The organism is Megasphaera sp., assembly GCF_047831605.1.
In the GTDB taxonomy this organism is placed as follows: domain Bacteria; phylum Bacillota; class Negativicutes; order Veillonellales; family Megasphaeraceae; genus Megasphaera; species Megasphaera intestinihominis.
On record NZ_CP181255.1, the window covers coordinates 1,198,167 to 1,217,119 of the forward strand.

17 protein-coding genes are annotated in these 18,953 nt (G+C 54.4%); 3 read left to right on the plus strand and 14 right to left on the minus strand.

Translation table 11 applies throughout. The features are described from left to right. Positions 1–91: 91 nt before the first annotated feature. From ACFWUB_RS05755 to prdC, 9 genes are all read right to left on the minus strand, one after another. Entirely contained in the window at positions 92–709 is a 618-nt protein-coding gene (locus tag ACFWUB_RS05755; protein ID WP_020311022.1) for an AAA family ATPase, read from the minus strand. A gap of 13 nt (positions 710–722) precedes the next feature. Next, positions 723–1,445: an amino acid ABC transporter ATP-binding protein gene (locus ACFWUB_RS05760; RefSeq protein ID WP_020723895.1), complete on the minus strand. Its 723-nt coding sequence runs from the start codon at positions 1,443–1,445 to the stop codon at positions 723–725. Continuing rightward, on the minus strand, positions 1,442–2,101 hold the full coding sequence (locus ACFWUB_RS05765) for an amino acid ABC transporter permease (protein WP_020310844.1): 660 nt from the start codon (positions 2,099–2,101) through the stop codon (positions 1,442–1,444). Before ACFWUB_RS05765 ends, ACFWUB_RS05760 begins: the two co-directional genes overlap by 4 nt. 90 nt (positions 2,102–2,191) lie before the next feature. Next, on the minus strand, positions 2,192–2,974 hold the full coding sequence (locus ACFWUB_RS05770) for an ABC transporter substrate-binding protein (RefSeq protein ID WP_020310843.1): 783 nt from the start codon (positions 2,972–2,974) through the stop codon (positions 2,192–2,194). A 69-nt stretch (positions 2,975–3,043) separates the two neighbouring features. Beyond that, on the minus strand, positions 3,044–4,087 hold the full coding sequence (locus tag ACFWUB_RS05775) for a proline racemase family protein (RefSeq protein ID WP_292298216.1): 1,044 nt from the start codon (positions 4,085–4,087) through the stop codon (positions 3,044–3,046). Between the two features lie 183 nt (positions 4,088–4,270). Further along, positions 4,271–4,996 carry a D-proline reductase (dithiol) protein PrdB gene (gene prdB / locus ACFWUB_RS05780; protein WP_020310841.1) on the minus strand — a complete coding sequence of 242 codons (726 nt, stop codon included), beginning with the start codon at positions 4,994–4,996 and terminating at the stop codon, positions 4,271–4,273. 11 nt (positions 4,997–5,007) lie between these two features. Beyond that, the gene (locus tag ACFWUB_RS05785) at positions 5,008–5,430 is read right to left on the minus strand and encodes a CBO2463/CBO2479 domain-containing protein (protein WP_416183635.1); all 423 of its coding nucleotides are present in this window, start codon (positions 5,428–5,430) and stop codon (positions 5,008–5,010) included. Continuing rightward, complete coding sequence (gene prdA / locus ACFWUB_RS05790) at positions 5,430–7,196, minus strand: D-proline reductase (dithiol) proprotein PrdA (protein WP_302681128.1); 1,767 nt, start codon at positions 7,194–7,196, stop codon at positions 5,430–5,432. The genes ACFWUB_RS05785 and prdA overlap by 1 nt, the downstream gene beginning before the upstream one ends. 27 nt (positions 7,197–7,223) lie before the next feature. Beyond that, entirely contained in the window at positions 7,224–8,516 is a 1,293-nt protein-coding gene (gene prdC / locus ACFWUB_RS05795; RefSeq protein ID WP_302681129.1) for a proline reductase-associated electron transfer protein PrdC, read from the minus strand. Between the two features lie 242 nt (positions 8,517–8,758). Between prdC and ACFWUB_RS05800 the strand changes: the two genes are divergently transcribed. Beyond that, complete coding sequence (locus ACFWUB_RS05800; protein WP_416183636.1) at positions 8,759–10,213, plus strand: transcriptional regulator; 1,455 nt, start codon at positions 8,759–8,761, stop codon at positions 10,211–10,213. A gap of 133 nt (positions 10,214–10,346) precedes the next feature. Here the strand turns inward: ACFWUB_RS05800 and ACFWUB_RS05805 are convergent, their stop codons facing one another. Both ACFWUB_RS05805 and ACFWUB_RS05810 read right to left on the minus strand, forming a co-directional pair. Then, positions 10,347–11,693 carry an acetyl-CoA hydrolase/transferase family protein gene (locus tag ACFWUB_RS05805; protein ID WP_020310836.1) on the minus strand — a complete coding sequence of 449 codons (1,347 nt, stop codon included), beginning with the start codon at positions 11,691–11,693 and terminating at the stop codon, positions 10,347–10,349. Positions 11,694–11,896: 203 nt separating this feature from the next. Beyond that, a complete protein-coding gene (locus ACFWUB_RS05810) occupies positions 11,897–12,025 on the minus strand; it encodes a twin-arginine translocase TatA/TatE family subunit (protein WP_416184389.1) in 129 nt (42 codons plus the stop codon). 81 nt (positions 12,026–12,106) lie between these two features. Here ACFWUB_RS05810 and ACFWUB_RS05815 point away from each other — a divergent pair, with 81 nt between their 5' ends. Beyond that, the gene (locus ACFWUB_RS05815) at positions 12,107–13,027 is read left to right on the plus strand and encodes a DMT family transporter (protein WP_292108430.1); all 921 of its coding nucleotides are present in this window, start codon (positions 12,107–12,109) and stop codon (positions 13,025–13,027) included. A 120-nt stretch (positions 13,028–13,147) separates the two neighbouring features. Here the strand turns inward: ACFWUB_RS05815 and ACFWUB_RS05820 are convergent, their stop codons facing one another. The 3 genes from ACFWUB_RS05820 to iorA are packed head-to-tail and all read right to left on the minus strand — an operon-like array spanning position 13,148 to position 16,861. Next, on the minus strand, positions 13,148–14,485 hold the full coding sequence (locus tag ACFWUB_RS05820) for an acetyl-CoA hydrolase/transferase family protein (RefSeq protein ID WP_292108429.1): 1,338 nt from the start codon (positions 14,483–14,485) through the stop codon (positions 13,148–13,150). A gap of 11 nt (positions 14,486–14,496) precedes the next feature. Beyond that, positions 14,497–15,078 carry an indolepyruvate oxidoreductase subunit beta gene (locus ACFWUB_RS05825; RefSeq protein ID WP_349173191.1) on the minus strand — a complete coding sequence of 194 codons (582 nt, stop codon included), beginning with the start codon at positions 15,076–15,078 and terminating at the stop codon, positions 14,497–14,499. 1 nt (position 15,079) lies between these two features. Continuing rightward, positions 15,080–16,861: an indolepyruvate ferredoxin oxidoreductase subunit alpha gene (gene iorA, locus ACFWUB_RS05830; RefSeq protein WP_416183637.1), complete on the minus strand. Its 1,782-nt coding sequence runs from the start codon at positions 16,859–16,861 to the stop codon at positions 15,080–15,082. Between the two features lie 209 nt (positions 16,862–17,070). On the opposite strand from iorA, the gene ACFWUB_RS05835 reads away from it, so the two are divergent. Further along, on the plus strand, positions 17,071–18,951 hold the full coding sequence (locus tag ACFWUB_RS05835) for a sigma-54 interaction domain-containing protein (protein ID WP_020723995.1): 1,881 nt from the start codon (positions 17,071–17,073) through the stop codon (positions 18,949–18,951). Positions 18,952–18,953 lie beyond the last annotated feature (2 nt).

Sequence of the window (18,953 nt, forward strand, 5' to 3'; positions counted from 1 at the left end):
TTTGTCTGATACCTCTTAGTATTATCACTATCATGCAATAGGTAATCTCATTTGTCAATAACAAGACAGCATGTCCCTGGCGGGAGCCTTTTCATACTTCTTCGATATGATGGGAACCGTATTTTTTGAGTACCAGTTCGGTCAGATACTGGGCCGTCGCTTCGACGCCGAGGAAGCTGCTGTTGATGAGCAGATCCGTATGGTGGAAGTCGCCTGGCAGATAGCCGGCGTAGCGCACCTGGTAGGCATCGCGGGCCCGGTCGACGTTGCGTATCATTTCCTTGGCCGTCCGTTCGTCCATCTTGAGGCGTTCGACGCAGTTCTTGAGGCGTTCTTTATAGGGCGCATAGATAAAGATGCGCAGCAAGTGCTTGGAACATTTCAGGATGGAATCGGAACAGCGGCCGACGATGATGCACGACTTGGCATCGGCCAGGTCCAGGATGATTTTCTTTTCCACCTGGAAGAGTTCGTCCTGTTTCCGCGATTCGTCGTGCCCCAGTGGGAAGCACATGCGCCAGAAGCGGTTCGGCCTGGCAGATTCCTCCAGGTCGCTGGCAATAGACAAGGACATATTCATCTTCTTCGCTGCAGCTTCGATGAGGTCGCGGTCATAAAATTCGACGTTCAGGGCTTCGGCCATTTCTTTGGCAATGGGCCGGCCCATACTGCCGAACTGGCGGTTGATGGTAATGATGAATTTTTCCATCGTACTCCCTCCCTTACGATAAGAAGCGGCTCAGGAAATTGCGGGCCCGTTCCGTCTTGGGGTGGCTGAAGAATTCAGCCGGCGTCGTATCTTCCTGGACGATGCTGTCGGCCATGAAGACGATGCGGTCTGATACGTCGCGGGCAAAGGCCATTTCATGGGTCACGATGACCATGGACATGCCGTTATGGGCCAAGTCGCGCATGACGTCAAGGACGCCGCCGACGAGTTCCGGGTCCAGGGCCGACGTCGGTTCGTCGAAGAGGATCATCTTGGGATTCATGGCCAGGGCGCGGGCAATGGCAACGCGCTGCTGCTGGCCGCCGGAGAGCATATCCGGCATCTTTTCGGCCTTATCGGCCATGTCGACCTTTTTTAGTATTTCCATGGCAATATCGTGGGCATCGGCTTTCTTCATGTGCTTGACGCTTTGCAGGGCCAGCATGACGTTGCCGACGACGTTGCGCAGGGGAAATAAGTTAAAGTGCTGGAAGACCATGGTCACTTCTTCGCGCATCTTGCGGATATCGTAGCCCGGCTGGAGGATGCTCTGACCGTTGTACTTGATGTCGCCGCCTGTCGGCGATTCCAGCAGGTTCAGGCAGCGCAGGAAGGTGCTCTTGCCGGCGCCGGACGGCCCGAGGATGCAGGTGACTTCATCGTCCAGGGACAGGCTGATGTCATTCAGGACCAGGTTATCACCATACTGTTTCTTTAAATGTTCAATTCGCATCATTTTATATCAGCTCCCATCTTCTGTTCACAAATATTGACGGCTACGGTCAGCAGCGAAATCAGGACTAAGTAGAATACGGCCAGGACGGTATAGCTTTCGACGAATTCAAAGTTCGACGAAGCGTACTGGCCAGCCTGATAGGTCATTTCGGCGACGCCGATGACCGTCAAAATGGACGTATCCTTTACGGTAATGATGAACTGGTTGCCCAGGGCCGGCAGCATGGTCCGGAAGGCCATGGGCAGGATGAGCTTCATGACGATCTGCAGCTTCGTCATCCCCAGGGACATGCCCGCCTCCCACTGACCTTTAGGCACTTCCAGGATGGCACCGCGGACGATTTCCGATATATACGCCCCGGCATTGAGGGAAACGCAGAGGATGCCTGCCGCTTCATGAGATAAATGGATGCCAAAGAGTTTTGGCATGACGAAATAGATGTACAAGGCCTGGACCAGGATCGGCGTACTGCGGATGATCCAGACGTAGAAAGCGCTGATGCTCTTGAGGATGCGTATATTGCGGGCCCGGGAAAACCCCGTAGCCAGCCCGATGAAATAGCCGATGATGATACTCGTCACGGAAATGACGACAGTCCAGAACAGGCCTTTCGTAACAACACCGACGATGATGTCCAAGTGTTCCCAGTTAAACATAAGATTCCCCCCTTAATAAAAGACCCCTTATAGCAAGAAGTCCGGCAAAAGTACGACTCTTGCCGGGCCACTGCTGACTGGCTGCTGCCGTTAGACATTCAGCCATTTATCTTCTAACTTCTTGATTGTCCCGTCTTCCTGCAATTCTTTCAGGGCCTTATCGAATTCAGCTTTATACGGGCTGTCCTTAGGCAGGGCGAAGCCATCGGGAATCTTGGCCGTTTCATCGCCCAAGAGGGCCAGACCGCTTTCAGGATGCTTCTTCAAATAATAGACGGCATTCGGTTTATCCTGCATGAGGGCGTCGGCCTTGCCCTGTTCGACTTCCATGAAGGCTGCTGAAATAGCCGGGAAGACGACGATTTCCGAATCCTTACAGTGTTCCGTTACGTATTTGTGGGCAGCTGTCCCCTTTTCGACGGCGATTTTCTTGCCTTTCAACTGATCTACAGACGTAAGGTTTTCATCTTTGCGGACGACGAACTGCAAACCTGCGTTTTCATAGGGTTCGGTGAAGTCCATCTTCTTCTTGCGGTCTTCGGTAATGCAGACCTGGCCCATGCCGATATCGTACTCACCGTTGGCGACGGCCATGAACATGTTGTCATATTCCGTCGGCGTGACTTTATAGGTAAAGCCCAGTTTCTTGGACATGGCATCGAGCAGGTCCAGGTCGAAGCCGACGAGCTTACTGTTTTCATCTTTGAAAGCAAAGGGCGCATAGATCCCGGTCGCTACTTTCAGCTCTTTCCCTTTCAGGCTGGCCTTATCGCTGCTGCCGCTACCTCCGCCGCAGCCAGCTAAGACAGATATGGATACGACGGCACTCAGGCCGGCTAAGATTGCTTTTTTTACCTTACTGTTCATCATCATAATCAGGCACCCCTCTTCACATGTATGACTGGAATCTATCATTCAGGTCTCATGACCGGAACTGTATATTCAGGCTTGAATCTGGAAGCCGTGGCGGAACGGGTCCGTCTCATCGAGGACCAGGCAGTTGATGCCGGTAATATAGGCACTGCCTGTAATCTGCGGGATAGCAGCGGCCATGCCGCCGACTTCGGCATCATCTACGATGCGGGCTTTGAACAAGGTTCCCATGATACTTTCATAAACGAATAGTTCATTTTTCTTCAATTTCCCCCGCAAGTACAGCGACGCCACTTTGGCACTCGTGCCGGTCCCGCAGGGGCTGCGGTCGATCTGGTAGTTGCCGAAGACGACGGCGTTCTTCATGGTCGCTTCGGGCCGATCGGCCTGACCGTAAAATTCGACTAAATCGACGCTGTGGATGTCCAGTTCCGGATGGGCTACGACTTCCTGATTGTTGACGGCCCGGAGGATGTTCATGCCCGTGTCGATGATAGTCCGGATATTTTCAGGCTCTAAGCGCATCCCCAAAGCATCGGCGTCGACGAGGGCGAAGAAACTGCCGCCAAAGGCGATGTCCAGGGCAACGTGGCCTAAGCCGTCGACAGGGACCGTGACCCCTGTCCGGTACAAGAAGCAGGGCACGTTGGTAATGGTCACTTCTACGGCCCGGCCTGCTTCGACTTTGACGTGGCCCTTGATGAGGCCTGACGGCGCATCGAGGCAGATGTCCGTATAGGGTTCATGGACGGGTATCATCTGTTCATTGACCAGCACCGTCGCCACGCCGATGGAACCGTGGCCGCACATATTCAGGTAGCCGCCGCTGTCCATGAAGACAACGCCGACATCAGCTTCTTCGTGGACCGGCGTCATGAGGATGGCGCCGAACATATTCGTATGGCCCCGCGGCTCCAGCAAGATGGCCTTGCGATAGGCATCGTAGTGCTTGGCGATGTACTGCTTCTTTTCCATCATCGTCCTGCCTGGCGCGTGAGGAAATCCATTGACGACGATACGCGTCGGTTCTCCCATGGTATGCGAATCGATGACCAGGAATTGTTCTTCTCCCCTCAGTTTTTCCATCAGGCGCTCCTGATTAGCATGCCACATCGAATCTCCCCTTTCATTCCTTAAAACGAGCAATGGCGTTCATCTCTCACGGAGATAAACGCCATTGTTTATTTTAAGTTTATATTCTTATTTGTTTAATATCTTTAAGAACAAATTTATTATACTATCATTTTAACACATATGCAACGTTTAACCTTATTACATTTTTATTACGTGCCGTTATTACACATTGTGGCGGTATTCATAGGGGAGGACTTTCAGGCCGTTATAGCTCGGGCAGTCGCGGACCCATTCCAGGGATTCCTTGAGGATAGCCGTCTGCATGGGGATATTGTTCGGTTCGCCGGCATTGGAGCCGATAGGGACGTGCGGCGCTGTGATGCGCGGTGCCCCCTGCTGGCGGGCGATGGGAGGCAGGGCGGCGATGACGCAGCAGCTCATGCCTTCGGCTTCGCAGCAGCGGGTGACGATCGTCGCCGAACGGTGGCAGGTCCCGCAGCCGCCCGTGCAGAGGACGATGTCGACGCCCTGGGCTTTGAGCTTCTTGGCAATTTCCGGCCCCGTTTCATTGCGGAATTTTTCGACGTTGCCGCCGCCGCCCATGAAAGTATACGTTTCTTCCGGCAGGGAGCCGATGAAGCCTTCTGCAACCAGTTCGTGCAGGCGGTCGATGGGGAACATGGCATTGACGTCTTTGTTGATATCCGAGTTGTCGAAGCCTCCGTGGGTGACCATCAGGTTCGACGATGGCGTGTCGAAGGGGATGACGCGGTACGAGAAATCCCCGGACGTATTGAACGGCGTCTGGTCTTTTTTATGGATGCCGCCAGCCGTGATGAAGGCGACTTTACATTCACTCAGTGGTTTCTTTAATTCTGTGAATACCGGTTTCGGTGTAACGGGAACGAAGATTTCCGAACGCATCCCTTCTACAGTCGTTAAATTCATAACTACCCCTCCTATAGTTCATCTACAGCCGCCATGGGGCTGATGTAAAATTCAGTATATTCTCCCTCTTTCAGGGCGACATCGGTAAAGACCCAGCGCCGCGGTACGGCAATGGTGGCCAGGCCGCCGAGGCAGTCGGCTTTGATGGCCGTATCGTTGACTTCGCTGAGGACGCCGCCGGCCAGGACCGGCGTGAATTCCCGGTCTTTTTCGAGCGGCCCATAATCGTAATCGAGCGGGGCCTCTACGATTTGCATGTAACTAAAATAGAATCGGAATTTCCGGCCTTCCCGGGGCTGGTGGAGGAACAAAGACGGTGCAGCGTGGATCACGCCCAGTCTCCCTCTCAGGTTGAGAGCCACGTCGTCCGCAGCGGTCTTGGTGACCGTCCCTTCCATGAGTACCGGGTTGAGCTGATAATCAAGTTTGGCCATCAGTGGAGCGTCCCTTTATTGAGGAGGACCGTTTCAGGGAGACCGAGGAGTTTATTGTTGGCGTTGATGACGGCGTTGTCCCATTTCTTCGGTGCAGCCGCAATGGGGACGCCGGCCATCTTATTCTTGAGCATCTGGATAGCGCGGGCTGCGACTTCCTTAGTGACGCACGAGCAGCCGGCCACGTCGTTTTCAAAGCCGCCCTGGTCCATATTTTCTTCGACCATGGCATCGGCATAGGGATTGCCGACGACGAGCTGGCCCTGGTAGGCACAGAAGGAAACGCCGACGACGGGGATGCCCCGCTTGCCAGCCTGGCCGATGTGCTGGATGAAGTCGATGTGGTTATTGCCAAAGCCTTCGGTCGTGATGATGCAGCCATCGATGTCGAGGCTTTCCAGGAGCGAGCCTAGGCGGTCGGAAACCCAGAGTTTTTCGTCATTGACCTGCGGCGAGCCGACGAAGACGACGCCGATGAGGTCCAGTTCATCGTCCTTGGCCAGGCCTTCTACCAAGGGTTCACGGATGTAATGACGGGTCATTTCTTTCGTAGCCGGCCCGATGCAGGTCAGGGCATGGATGGAACCGTCGCGGACCTGGTTCGGTGTCAGTACAATCGGTACGTTGCCGAGGTCGACGTTCTTCTGGCCGCCCATGACGCCGCACGGTTCGTTCGGGCAGAGGACGTTGTCGTGCATAGCTCCCTGGCCCATGATTTCCTTGACCAGGACGACGCGGGGATTGCCCTTGCGGCGCAGGTCTTCGCAGACTTCTTCGCGGACGACTTCGCCGTCGTATTTCTTCAATTCATTGCGGACGGCCTGGATGATGTAGTCTTCACATTTATGAGCGGCAAAAGGTCCCGGACGGGTCATGCCCGTGAGGCGTTTGATGACGGCATGGCAGCGGATGATGATGTCGCCTTCATCGGCGCAGCCCGGATGGCCGAAATACATCTTTTCATCGAGAAAGCCTTCAGACGAACCGAATTCATGGATCTGGACGCCGTCTTCGTCGACGCCGGTGAGCATGAATACGACACCGTCGGCGACTTTGGTGACCCCTTCACCGAGTTCGCCTTCGACTTTCGTCGCAATGGGCGCTACGTCCATGATGGTATCGGTGTAGACGTGGCGTTTATCGGGATAAATGACGTCGAGGCTCATGCTGACGCAGAGCGGGTCCTCTTTGACGGCCTTTTCGACGATGGACCCGTCGATGAAGATTTTCCCGTCTTCAATGGCCGTCTTGTCGCTGATTTCGACATCGGTGATTTTGATGTGTTTCTTGATGAGCTTGCGGATGACCTTCTTTTCGCCCGTCTTTTCCGTCGGCCCTGCCGGCAGCGGGCCAGCGGCACCCAGGATGGTACCGGCCGGGATATCCAGGCTCAGGCCTTCCAGTTTATCTATCTTCAAGTGAATCGTTCCCGACGGTGCGGCTGTCGGGGCGGCCGGTGCAGCTGGCGAGGCTTTGACCGGTTCTGCCGGTGCTTCGGCCGGGACGGACTTGGCATTGACTTTATCCAGGACATCTTTAGTAATCGGCGTCAAGGCTTCGACATCCTGCAAGAGCGTGCTGCCCAGGACTTCTTCGATGGTCAGGCCATCGTCACTGAGCGTGAGCAGGCCGGCATCGACCATGTCATCGAACAGCGTCGGGTCTTCCAGGTCATCGGCTCCGATGACCGTCCCCTTGGCCCGGCGGCAGCAGAAAACGGCAGGATCTGTAAGGTGTTTCTGTAAGGTATCTTTGGTAATAGACATACAATCACTCCCCCTGTGTAGTATGAGTTACGCCTTGATGCGGCGGATTAATTTATGATGGACTGCCCGCAGGGCGCCATCGGTACAATGGTAGACCGGCAGATGAAGCTGCGGCGCACAGGCCATGACCGTGTTGGTGCAGTCTGTGCAGTTACTGATGAGTAGGGCCTGGGCCCCTTCTTTCTTCAGCGTCATGACCCGCTGGACCTGTCCCGGACAGTGGCCGGGATTGTCGCATTTGCGGACGCCCGGTTTGACTTCATGGGCCTGCTTGCAAAAGGCTACGCCGGCTACGGCCGACCCCATGGAAGCCGCTATTTCCCGGAGGCGCTTTTCATCGGCGCCGCAGGCACAAACGAGAAGGCCGATTTTTTCAGGCCCTGGCAGGAACGTTTCTGCCGCGATGATGCCGCCTGTCGTCTTGACGATGGGTGCGTCCAGGCTCGTCCGCCTGCCCATGAAAGGCCCGCCCATGATGAGCTCGCCATATTCTTTGCCCAGGCCGCCGGCCTTTTCCAGGACATCGCTGACGGCCATGCCCAAGGGCAGGTCGTGGAAGACCTGGACTTCCGGACCGTTCAGCTTGCCAGCTACGGTCACGTCTTTATCGATGAGCGGTTTCTTGTCATCGACGGCTTCGGCCACGCGCTGGAGCGTTTCCACGTTGATGATGACGGCGCCGGCTTTCGACGGCAGACTGCCCGCATCGAGGAGCGTCCCCAGGACTTCCCGGACGACAGCCCGTTCTTCGCCGACAGGATAGACATTGGGCAGAAAATGAAGGGCCAGGCGGTCGTCAGCGGCGATGGCCTGCTGTAAGGCTCGGACGGCGTCGCCGTGGATGGCCTTGATGGCAATGACGCCTTTATCGGCATGGACGAGGTCCATGGCCAGCTGCAGGCCCCGTATCATCGGGCGGCAGTCCCGCTCAATGGCCTTGATATTATGGGTCAGGACGGGTTCACATTCCGAAGCATTGGCAATGACGACGCCGCCGTTCAAAAAGGGAACGGCCAGTTTCTGATACGTCGGGAATCCGGCGCCGCCTAAGCCGACGATCCCGGCCTGGCGGATATAATCCAATGGAGTCTGTGCCGTAAGAGGCACGTACTCTTTCGGCTGGACGTCGTCAGCTCGAACGATGACGGCATCATCCGTCACTTCCAGGACCGTCCCGGATACACTCGTATATACCGGGCTTCCTAATCCTTCCCCAGCCTCAGCGATGCACTGGCCGCGCTGTACCCTGTCTCCAGGCTGGACCACCGGGACCGATGGAGCGCCGATATGCTGTGAAAGAGGAAAAACAAAGGGTCTCACGTCCGTCCACCTCCTATAATCATGATGTCTAAATTCTTGCTCCGCTTGATGTCCTCAAGCATGGCCTTAGTATAGTCCCAGCCTATCTTGAAAAAAACAGGAAAATTTGAAATTTTCATGAATTCATCATTTATTCCTTAAATTTATTTGTTCTTTATGGCATCGTTTTGTGTTAAAATAAGATAAATAGCCGTCTGAGGGGATATATTAAAAGATGGCTGCCATATAGAGGGGGAATGTGCATGATTGTAGAAACCTACCCGATTGCTTTGAAAAAATTCATGAAATTCACGAAAATGAAGTCCGTGACCCTGGCCGAATACATCGGTTACGACGTATCGTATATCAGCAAGTGGATCAACGGGGCCAAGCTGCCATCGTCACGGGCCATTGAACGCGTCAATGAAGATGCGGCTGCACTCTTTGCCGAAACGATTGAAAAACTCGATCGCCGCCAAGACTGCTGCCGCTATTTTTCGTTTCCCGCCGATACGCCCGACCTGGTCTTTGCCATCAGCGACTATCTGAGCCGGGCTTACCGCACGTCGCTCCAGAGCGGGCGCACGGAAAAGGCCAAAAAGTCCTGGCCCGTCCGCATCATCACGAGCCATCAGAAGGTAGCCCACTTTTTAAAAGACTTATTCCGAAAAAAACTCCCGACCCTGACGGGCAAGGAGGAACTCGTCATCTACGGGGATTTCTTCGATTTTTACGACGACGGCTTCTGGTCCTACCTCGACGTGCCGTCCCATTATAAACGCCTGCGCATCCGCGTCGGCCTGGATAAAGAGAAGATACGCCGCCATCCGGAATACGTAGCCCGGCTCTACGCCGTCCTCAACCGCTTCATGGATGCGGAATTCACCTTTTACGACTTCTCCGCCTTGAGCGATGCCAATCTGATCATCCTCAAGGACCAGTTCGTCATCCAGTATTCGCTCCAGAGCCATCGGGGCATGATGATGTGTTCCTACATCGACGACCCGGCCGTCGTCCACGACATTTACGAGCGCTTCGGCGTCCACCATACGCCGAAACTCCTAACTCACATCCAGAGTCCCTGGAACGACGACTACGGCTACCGCACGTCCTTCTATGAAACGTCGCGGTTCTGCTTTTTCCTGACCAACGGCATCGAATACCTCCTGCCCCAGGAAGTCTTCGACCGGCTCATCGCCGAATCGCCGGCTGACCGGGCCGGCAATATCGAACGCCTGCGCATTACCTGGGAAGAAATCATCGCCAAGGCCCGCGTATCGCTCATCGTACCGACGCCGTCCTTCATGCGCTATCTGGAAACGGGCCACATTGACCTGACCGACGTCCAGTACACCTTGACGCCAGGCGAACGAATAGACCACTTGAAGACCATCGCCCGGACTCTGACCCAGAGCCAGGGCATCACCTTGGGGACCATGCACTTGTCGCCGGCCTTCCTGGCCTATAAAGAAGCGAACCTGTCCTTCTATTCCAACTACCGCATGAGCTTCTTCAAAAAGAACACCCTGGCCATGAACAGCCGGACCGACCCGTTCTACATCATCGTCGATAAGGACCTGGACGCCATGGTCCTGGACTTCTTCGACAACATGACGAAATCCACCTACTGCCATCCGTGCAGTGGCCAGGAGCTGGAAGGAAAAATCAAGGTCTACCAACACATGCTGGAAAAAATCACCAGCTTGGCTGGGACATAGAAAAAAGGCTTGTCGCCGTGCGACAAGCCTTTTTAAGTTGTAGGGGTCGCCACGTGGGCGACCCGCCGGGGATTCGGTAACTATCCTGGACGGGCTTGCCACGTGCAAGCCCCTACGGACTACAAACTATTTTTTACATGGAAATCTTGCTGGTCTTAGTCCAGATACCCATCTTTTCTGCGTCTTTGATGAGTTCTTCACGGAAGTCCGGATGAGCGATGTTGATCAGGGCTTCGGCGCGTTCCCACGTCGATTTGCCTTTCAGCAGGGCTGTACCGTATTCAGTGACGATGTAGTGGACAGCCGAACGCGGTGTCGTGATGACCGTGCCAGCCGGGAGGGTCGGTTTGATCAGGGATTCGACATGGCCGTCCTTGAATTTACGCGTCGAATGGACGCAGATGAAGCTCTTGCCGCCGTTGGATGCGAATGCGCCCTGGGCGAAGTCGAGCTGGCCGCCGGTGCCGCTGATCTGCTGATAGCCAGCCGTTTCCGCGTTGACCTGGCCATAGAGGTCGAGGTCGATGCAGCCGTTGATGGAGATGAATTTATCGATGCTGGCGACAACGCCGACGTTGTTGACGTAGCTTACCGGAGCGTTGAAGACGATCTGGTTGTCGTTGATGAAATCATAGAGGCGCTGTGTGCCGCCGGCAAAAGCATAGATGATCTTGCCTTTATCGCGGTTCTTGTTGCCCGTAATCTTGCCGGCTTCATAGAGGTCGACATAGGAATCGACGAGCATTTCCGTATGACCGCTCAAATCTTTGACATCCGATTCAGCCAGTTTGCAGCCGACAGCCGACGGGATACCGCCGATGCCGAGCTGGAGCGTACTGCCGTCTTCGATCATGGGGATGATGTAATCGGCGATCTTGTCATCGACTTCCGTACCGGCGCGGTTGGGGATCTGCGGCATGGGATGGTTCGAGCCTTCGACGACATAGTCGACGTCGCAGAGGTTCAGTTCCGTTTCATAGCCCAGAGCTTTCGGCATGTTCTGGTTGACTTCGAGGATGATCGTCTTAGCAGCACGGATCAAACCGCGAAGGTCCGATGCCTGAGGCCCGAGGTTGAAGTTGCCCCACTGGTCCATAGGATGAACCTGGATGATGAGTTTATCGATGTTTTCCCAATACTTCGGCAATTCGTTGAAGAGAATAGGAATGAACCAGCAGCGGCCGGCTTTGGACATCTTGCGTTCAAACCCGTTCATATGAGCCGTTGCGAAGCGGATCTGTTCGTTCGAGTCACTGTTGAGATAAGCCGCATAGGGTTCATCTTTGACGACGGTCGTGGCAACGATTTCGACGCCATGCAGGTCTTTCGCCCGTTTACCGATTTCGATGTCGATATCATACGGAGCAGCGCAGCCGAGGCCGTAGGAAACGCGGTCGCCATCTTTGACGAGAGCCGCAGCCTGTTCAGCCGTGATCAATTTCTTCTTATACTCTTCAGGAATTTGTGAAAGTTTGTACATTCTAAAGTCTCCTCCTTCATGACTTTGCAATAGTAGTATGAGATAACCTTATATATAGTATAAAACTTTCCCGCGGCGACTGCAATCATATTTTGTGAAAAATATTACAAAATATGCTATTATACCAGAATAGTCCGTGATGAAATCTCCCTAACAGGCCGCCTTTTAGGGGGACAGCCCTTACGCACAAGGCCACAGGCCGTCTATTTACGACCGGCCACTTGCCACCTGCGGCCTGCATTTATTTTTTCATCGTTATTCTTTTCGTCGGCCTTGACATCCGCCGTGTTGACGGCTTCTTTGAATTCCCGCAGGCTCTTTCCCAGGGCAATCTATTTTTGTTTACATTTTCTTCAAGGCAGTATAAAATGAAAATATTCTGGTTATTTTTCGTTTAGAGAAAGGATTATGCTATGTATCATTCACAAGCTAAAGGCACGATACTGCTGCTCATTACGGCCCTCATCTGGGGCGCTGCCTTCGTCGCCCAGAGCGTTGGCATGGACTATATCGGCCCGTTTACCTTCAGCGCCGCCCGCGATGTCATCGCCATCATCGTCCTGATTCCCGTCATCCTGTTGTTTACCGATAAAGGGACAGACGGGACCTATCCGCCGATTTTGCAACAGCTGAAACCGGACCGCATCACCCTCATCGGCGGTGCCTGGTGCGGCCTGGTCCTGGGCGCCGCCGATACGCTGCAGCAGGTCGGCATCTCCATGACGACGGCTGGGAAAGCCGGTTTCATCACGGCTTTGTACATCATCCTCGTCCCCCTCATGGGCCATTTCATGGGCCACAAAGTCCCGCGGATCATCGTAATCTGCGTCACCCTGGCCATTGCCGGCTTTTATCTCTTATGCATCAACGGCGATTTCCAGGTTTCTTTCGGCGACTTCCTGGTCCTCTGCTGTGCCGTCTTCTTCGCCCTGCACATCCTGGTCATCGACCATTTCCTCTTGAAAAAAGCCAACAGCATCAAGTTGTCCTGGGTCCAGTTCGCCACGGCCTTCCTCTTCTCCGGTACGCTGACGGTCCTCTTCGAACAGCCCGACTGGTCCGCCCTGTGGGCCGCCAAATGGCCCCTGCTCTACGCCGGCGGCCTGTCCAGCGGTGTCGCCTACACCCTGCAGATCGTCGGCCAGAAATATACCGAACCGACGACGGCGACCCTCATCATGAGCCTGGAATCGGTCTTCGCCGCCCTGGCAGGCTGGCTCATCCTGGGAGAAGTCATGACGGCCAAAGAACTGACAGGCTGCGTCCTCGTCTTCGCCGCCGTCATCTTAGCACAGATTCCCCTGCCACATCTCTCTTTCCGTCAAAAGAATTAAATTATATTTGAAAATATTATATTTCAAAATATAATATTTTGAAGTATAATATTTTTCTTCTAAATTCTCAAAAAAAAGCTGCCTATGTCGATTGACATAAGCAGCAGCGAAAAAAATTCATTAAATTTTGTTGCTCCGCCGCCAGATGCGCTGGGCTTCGGCGGCTTTGATCAAGTCTTCACGCATATCGGGATGGGCAATGTTTATCAGGGCTTCTGCCCGCTGCCACGTGGCCAGGCCGGACAGGTTGGCTACGCCGTATTCCGTGACCATGTATGGCGCCTGGGTCCGCGGCGTCGTGATGATATCGCCGGCAGTGAACTTGGGGAGGATGTTGGAATGGCGGACTCCCTTTTTATCGACCCGGCTCGACGGCATGGCCAGGAAGGCTTTGCCGTGGTCGGCGGCATAGGCACCGGTCACGAAGTCCAACTGGCCGCCAGTCCCGCTGATGTGCCGCGTACCGGCCGATTCGGAGCAGACCTGGCCGTAAAGGTCGGCGGCGATACAGCTGTTGATGGAAATGAAATCATCGAGCTGGCGGATGGTTTCCGGATTGTTGACGTAATGCATAGGCGCTGACAGGACATCCTGATTGTGGTCCAAAAATTCATAGAGTTCCTTCGAGCCCATACAAATGGAGAAGACGCCTTTCCCCCGCTGGAAAGGCTTTTTGTCGTTGGTAATCTTGCCTGCCTTATACAGGTTGAGATAGCCGTCGCTCATGAGCTCTGTATGCATGCCTAAGTCCTTCAAGTCCGATTCGGCAATGAGGATACCCAGGGCATTGGGCATGCCGCCGATACCGAGCTGCAGGGTAATGCCGTCGTGCAGGTAGGGGAAAATATTCTCGGCGATCTGCTTGTCGATGGCACTCGGTTCCCGATTCGGCGCCAGGCTGACCGCTTCCTGGCTTTCGACGATGGCCTGGACTTTCGAAACGTGGATGTGGTCGCTGCCCATGCCAAAGACGACGGGCATGTTGGGATTGACTTCGACGATGATCGTTTCCGCCGCGTCGAGCATTTCCTGGGTACAGCCATTGGTCAGGCCAAAGGAAAAATTCCCGTGCCTGTCCATGGGAGCTACGGTGATCATGGCGACGTTAACCGGCGCAAAGCCCCGCGTATAATAGGAGCCGCAGTCGCGGAACAGCATCGGCTCATGGTAGGCCCGGCCGGCATCGAGATATTTCCGGTCGATAGCGGAACAATGCCAGAGATTATACGTAAAGGTCTCGTTTTCCGGGTCGGCTTCCAAAATAGCTACAGGGTGGCAGGAAATGGCATTGCGGACCTTGATGTCCTTCAAATCCCCCTGGCGCCGGGCCAGGGCCTTGTCCAGGGCCGTCGGATAAGCACAGCTCATGCCATAATCGACCCAATCGCCATCCTTGACGACCTGCACGGCCTGGTCAGCCGTACAGCATTTCCCTTTATATTCCTGATATACGTCCATGACCGGTCACCTCACTGTCTGGCCGCAGCCATACCGGCGTCAAAGGCTTTTAAGTTGATGTCGACAAAGGCTGGTTTCACTGTTTTGGCAATGATTCCTTTCCAGTCGATATCATGGAGGCCCAGGGCTTCGATGAGGGCGCCCAGGAGGACGACGTTGGCACTCTTGGGATTGCCCAGGTCGGTGGCGATCTTCGTCGCATCGAGGTCCCGGACGGGGACGTGTTTCTTCAGTTCTTCAAGGATGCCCTGGGGATACTGGCAGGCGCCGGAAAGGACGGGCAGGGACGGGATCTGTGTCGTATTGACGACCATCTTGCCGTCTTTCTTGAGGAAGCGAGCATAGCGGGCCGCTTCCATTTCTTCAAAGGAGACGAGGATATCTGCTGAGCCTTCGCCGATGATGGGCGAATAAACTTTTTTGCCGAAACGGACCTGCGTGCTGACGCTGCCGCCGCGCTGGCTCATGCCGTGGACTTCGGACATCTTGACATCGTACCCGTGTTCGATGAGGCCGATGGTGAGGATCTTACTGGCTAATATCGTACCCTGGCCGCCGACACCGACGAAGAGTACACTCTTGACATCTGACATATTATTTATCCCCCTTTCTGGAAATGGCCTGAACCGGGCAGACCTGCATACAGACCGTACAGCCGATGCAGTCAGACTGGGCAATACTGGATTTCTTACTTTCACTGTCATAACGCAGGGCCGGGCAGCCAGTAGAAAGGCATTTCTTACAGCCAATGCATGTATCCCTATCGACGACGCACGGCGTCTTGTCGAGGTTGAACTGGGCTTTATCTTCTTTCGAGAACTTCTTGAGGACGCAGGGCCATTTGGTGATGATGACCGACGGTTCCTCTTCGATGGCAAAGGCCCAGTCCAGCGTCTCTTTCATGGCCTTCAGGTCCAGGGGATTGACGGTGCGGACGTGCTTGATGCCCAAAGCTTTGACGACGGCTTCGACGTCGATGAGTGTCGCCGGTTCGCCTTTGATATTGTAACCCGTCCCGGGGTTGTCCTGATGGCCGGTCATGCCGGTAATGCGGTTGTCCAGGATGACGCAGATGGCATTGGAACCGTTGTAGGCCACTTCGGTCAGGGAGTTGATGCCCGTATGGAAGAACGTCGAATCGCCCATGCAGGCGACAACCCGCTTCTTCTGATCACCGAGCTGGAGGCCATGGCTGAAGCCGTGAGCAACGGAGAAAGCACTGCCCATACAGACGGCCAGGTCCTTGGCGTTGAGCGGCGCCGACCCGCCTAAGGCATAGCAGCCGATGTCGCCGATCATGACCGTATCTTTCCGCTTGCCCAGTTCATAGAAGAAACCGCGGTGCGGACAGCCGGCACAGAGAGCAGGCGGTCTGGGAACGAAACAGGAATCGGGGACGTCCACACCGTGCTGCTGTTTCTTGAGGACACCGGCCGATACGATATTGGGGTTCAGCTCATCGATTTTTGGGATGACATCCTTGCCGTGGCAGGGAATCCCGGCCTGGCGTATCTGTTCTTCCATGAAGGGATCCAGTTCTTCGATGACGTAGAGTTCGTCGACCTTATCGGCAAAAGCTTTGATTTTCTGCATCGGCAGGGGATAGGTAAAGCCCAGCTTCAGATATGAAGCCTGGTCGCCCAAGACTTCTTTGGCATACATATAGGCTGCCCCAGCGGCGACGATGCCGATTTTCGTATCATGCATCTCTACTTCATTGAAGGGACAGATTTCGGAATAACCCTTCAATTTTTCTTCCCGTTCTTCGACGACATAGCGGCGTTTCTTGGAAATGGCCGGTACGGCATCCATTTTTTCCCGCTGTTTCTGATAGAGGACAGGCGGCACTTCCTGGCGGTCCTGTTCTTCGACGAGACTCTTGGAATGGCAGACGCGGGTCGTCATGCGTATCATGACCGGGACGCCATAGGTTTCGCTGACTTTATAGGCTTCTTTGGTCATGTCGATACATTCCTGCGAATCCGACGGCTCGAACATGGCGATTTTGGCAAACTTGGCATAATTGCGGTTATCCTGTTCATTCTGGGATGAATGCATCCCCGGGTCGTCAGCTGAAACGAAGGCAAAGCCGCCGTTGATGCCTAAATAAGCAAAGGTGAACAGCGGGTCGGCTGCGACGTTGACGCCGACCATCTTCATGGCTGCAAAAGAGCGGACGCCGGACATAGAGGCGCCGATGGCCGCTTCCATGGCCACTTTTTCATTTGGTGCCCATTCGGCATACATATCATCATATTTCGCGACATTTTCCAAAATTTCCGTACTCGGTGTTCCCGGATAAGCCGAAGCAAAGGACACGCCGGCTTCATACAAGCCTCTGGCGATGGCTTCATCACCGGTCAATAACTTTTTCATACTCCATACCTCCTCCATCGTTCGATCGGTTCATTATCTATTCACTAATCTATATGTAATATCCATGCCAATTCATTCCATGAGGTATATAAGCCATTTTCCCGAAGAGGGCCTTCGACGATAGGCTCATTAGGTAAAATACTTTTTACCTTCTTTACATTTATTTCGTATTTCTTTATGATGGAAAGAGAAACGGAGGAGGAAAGAAAATGGATACCATCGCTTTTTTGATTGCTGACGAGTTGATGCAGCAGTCTGTCTATACGATACTGCACATTTATAAAGATAAACTGGAAGCCCATGACATCACGACGACAGTCACGATCATCGACTTCCCCCATCTCATCGACCAGGCCCGCGGCCTGATACGCCAGGGCGCCAAAGTCATCATCACCAACAGCGGTTCCCACCAGATACTGACCAAGGCCATCGACAACGTGCCGATTCTCTGCCTTTTCAGTTCGACCAACGACGCCTTATATACACTGCGCTCTATTGCTCCGAAATACAAGCAGATCCACTTGCTGCTCAATGAGAACTTCATGTTCAACAAAGATGCCTGTCCGGAAGAGCTTCGCAAAAAAATCGTCTTCTATCCCCGCTACAGCCTGGATAAGACGCACTTAGAGCTGTTAGCGCGGGTCCGTCAGCTTCCGGTCACGCCGGATACGGCCATCGTCGGCTGTCCCCTGCTGCCCCAGATTGCCTATCCCAGTCCCATGCCGATTTATTCCATCAGGCCCAGCGAATCGACGATGCTCTCCGTCCTGCTCTACGCCCAGGAGCTCCTGGTCTTTCAAAGGAAGGACAATAAGCAGCTGTCCATGATGTCGTCCATCTTATCCCACGTCACAGACGGCATCATCCTCTATGCCAAGGGCGGCGCCATTTCCCACATCAATGAACGGGCTGCGTCCTTCCTGGGGATTCCGGTGACGACGAAGAACATGCGCGACATCTTTCCCGACTGGACCGAAGGGTCGAGCCCATCTTTCCACGAGACGATTCTCCAGCGGCCGCCGTATACGCTCATCGCCAATTCTGACTTTTTCCTCATGGACAGTAGGTCCCAATACATCCTGACTATCCGCGACGTGACGGAACTGCAGCGCCTGGAAAAGAATATCCGCTACAAACTCTCCAAGACGGGACTGACGGCGACGCACCATTTCGAGGACATCAAGACCGTCGACGAAGGCATGAAGCACGTCATCCGCCAGGCCGAAGTCATGGCCCGGTACAACGCGCCCATCCTCATCCAGGGCGAGAGCGGCACGGGGAAGGAACTCTTTGCCCAGAGCATCCACAATGCCAGCGACCGCCGTCACGGTCCTTTCGTGGCCATCAACTGCGCCGCCCTGCCGACAGACCTCCTGGAAAGCGAGCTCTTCGGCTATGTTGGCGGGTCCTTTACGGGCGCCCGCAAAGAAGGCAAGGCCGGCCTCTTTGAAATGGCCCACAACGGGACGATATTCCTCGATGAAATCAACAGCATGGCGCCGAGCATCCAGTCGAAGCTCCTGCGCGTCCTGGAAACGAAGCAGGTCATGCGCCTCGGTTCGGACTACGTCATCCCCCTGGATATCCGCATCATCTCGGCCAGCAATGCCGACATCATCGCCGCTGTCCAGGCCGGCAGCTTCCGGCGCGACCTGTTCTTCCGCATCAACACCCTGCGCCTGAGCCTGCCGCCGCTGAACGAACGGCCTGACGACATCCTCTACCTCTTCGCTTACTTCCTGGAAAATTTCACCCATCGCCGGCAGCCCCTCAAGGCGTCATTAAAAAAAGCCCTCATCCAGCATGACTGGTGGGGCAATATCCGCGAGCTGCACAGCGTCGCCTTGCGCTATTATATTTTTGGCGATACTCTGGACGATGACTACGATACCTTATTCGATATCCCGGACGAGGCCCAAAAGAACGCCCTGCTGGATACGGCGTCCCTCCAGCTGAACATGAAGAGCCTGGAAAAGACGATCCAGCAGATTCTCATTGAAGAACTGCAAGAAAAAGGCTATAGCCAGAAGGATATAGCCAAATTGCTCAACGTATCGCGGCAGACGATTTTCAATAAGATGAGGCCTTAGCC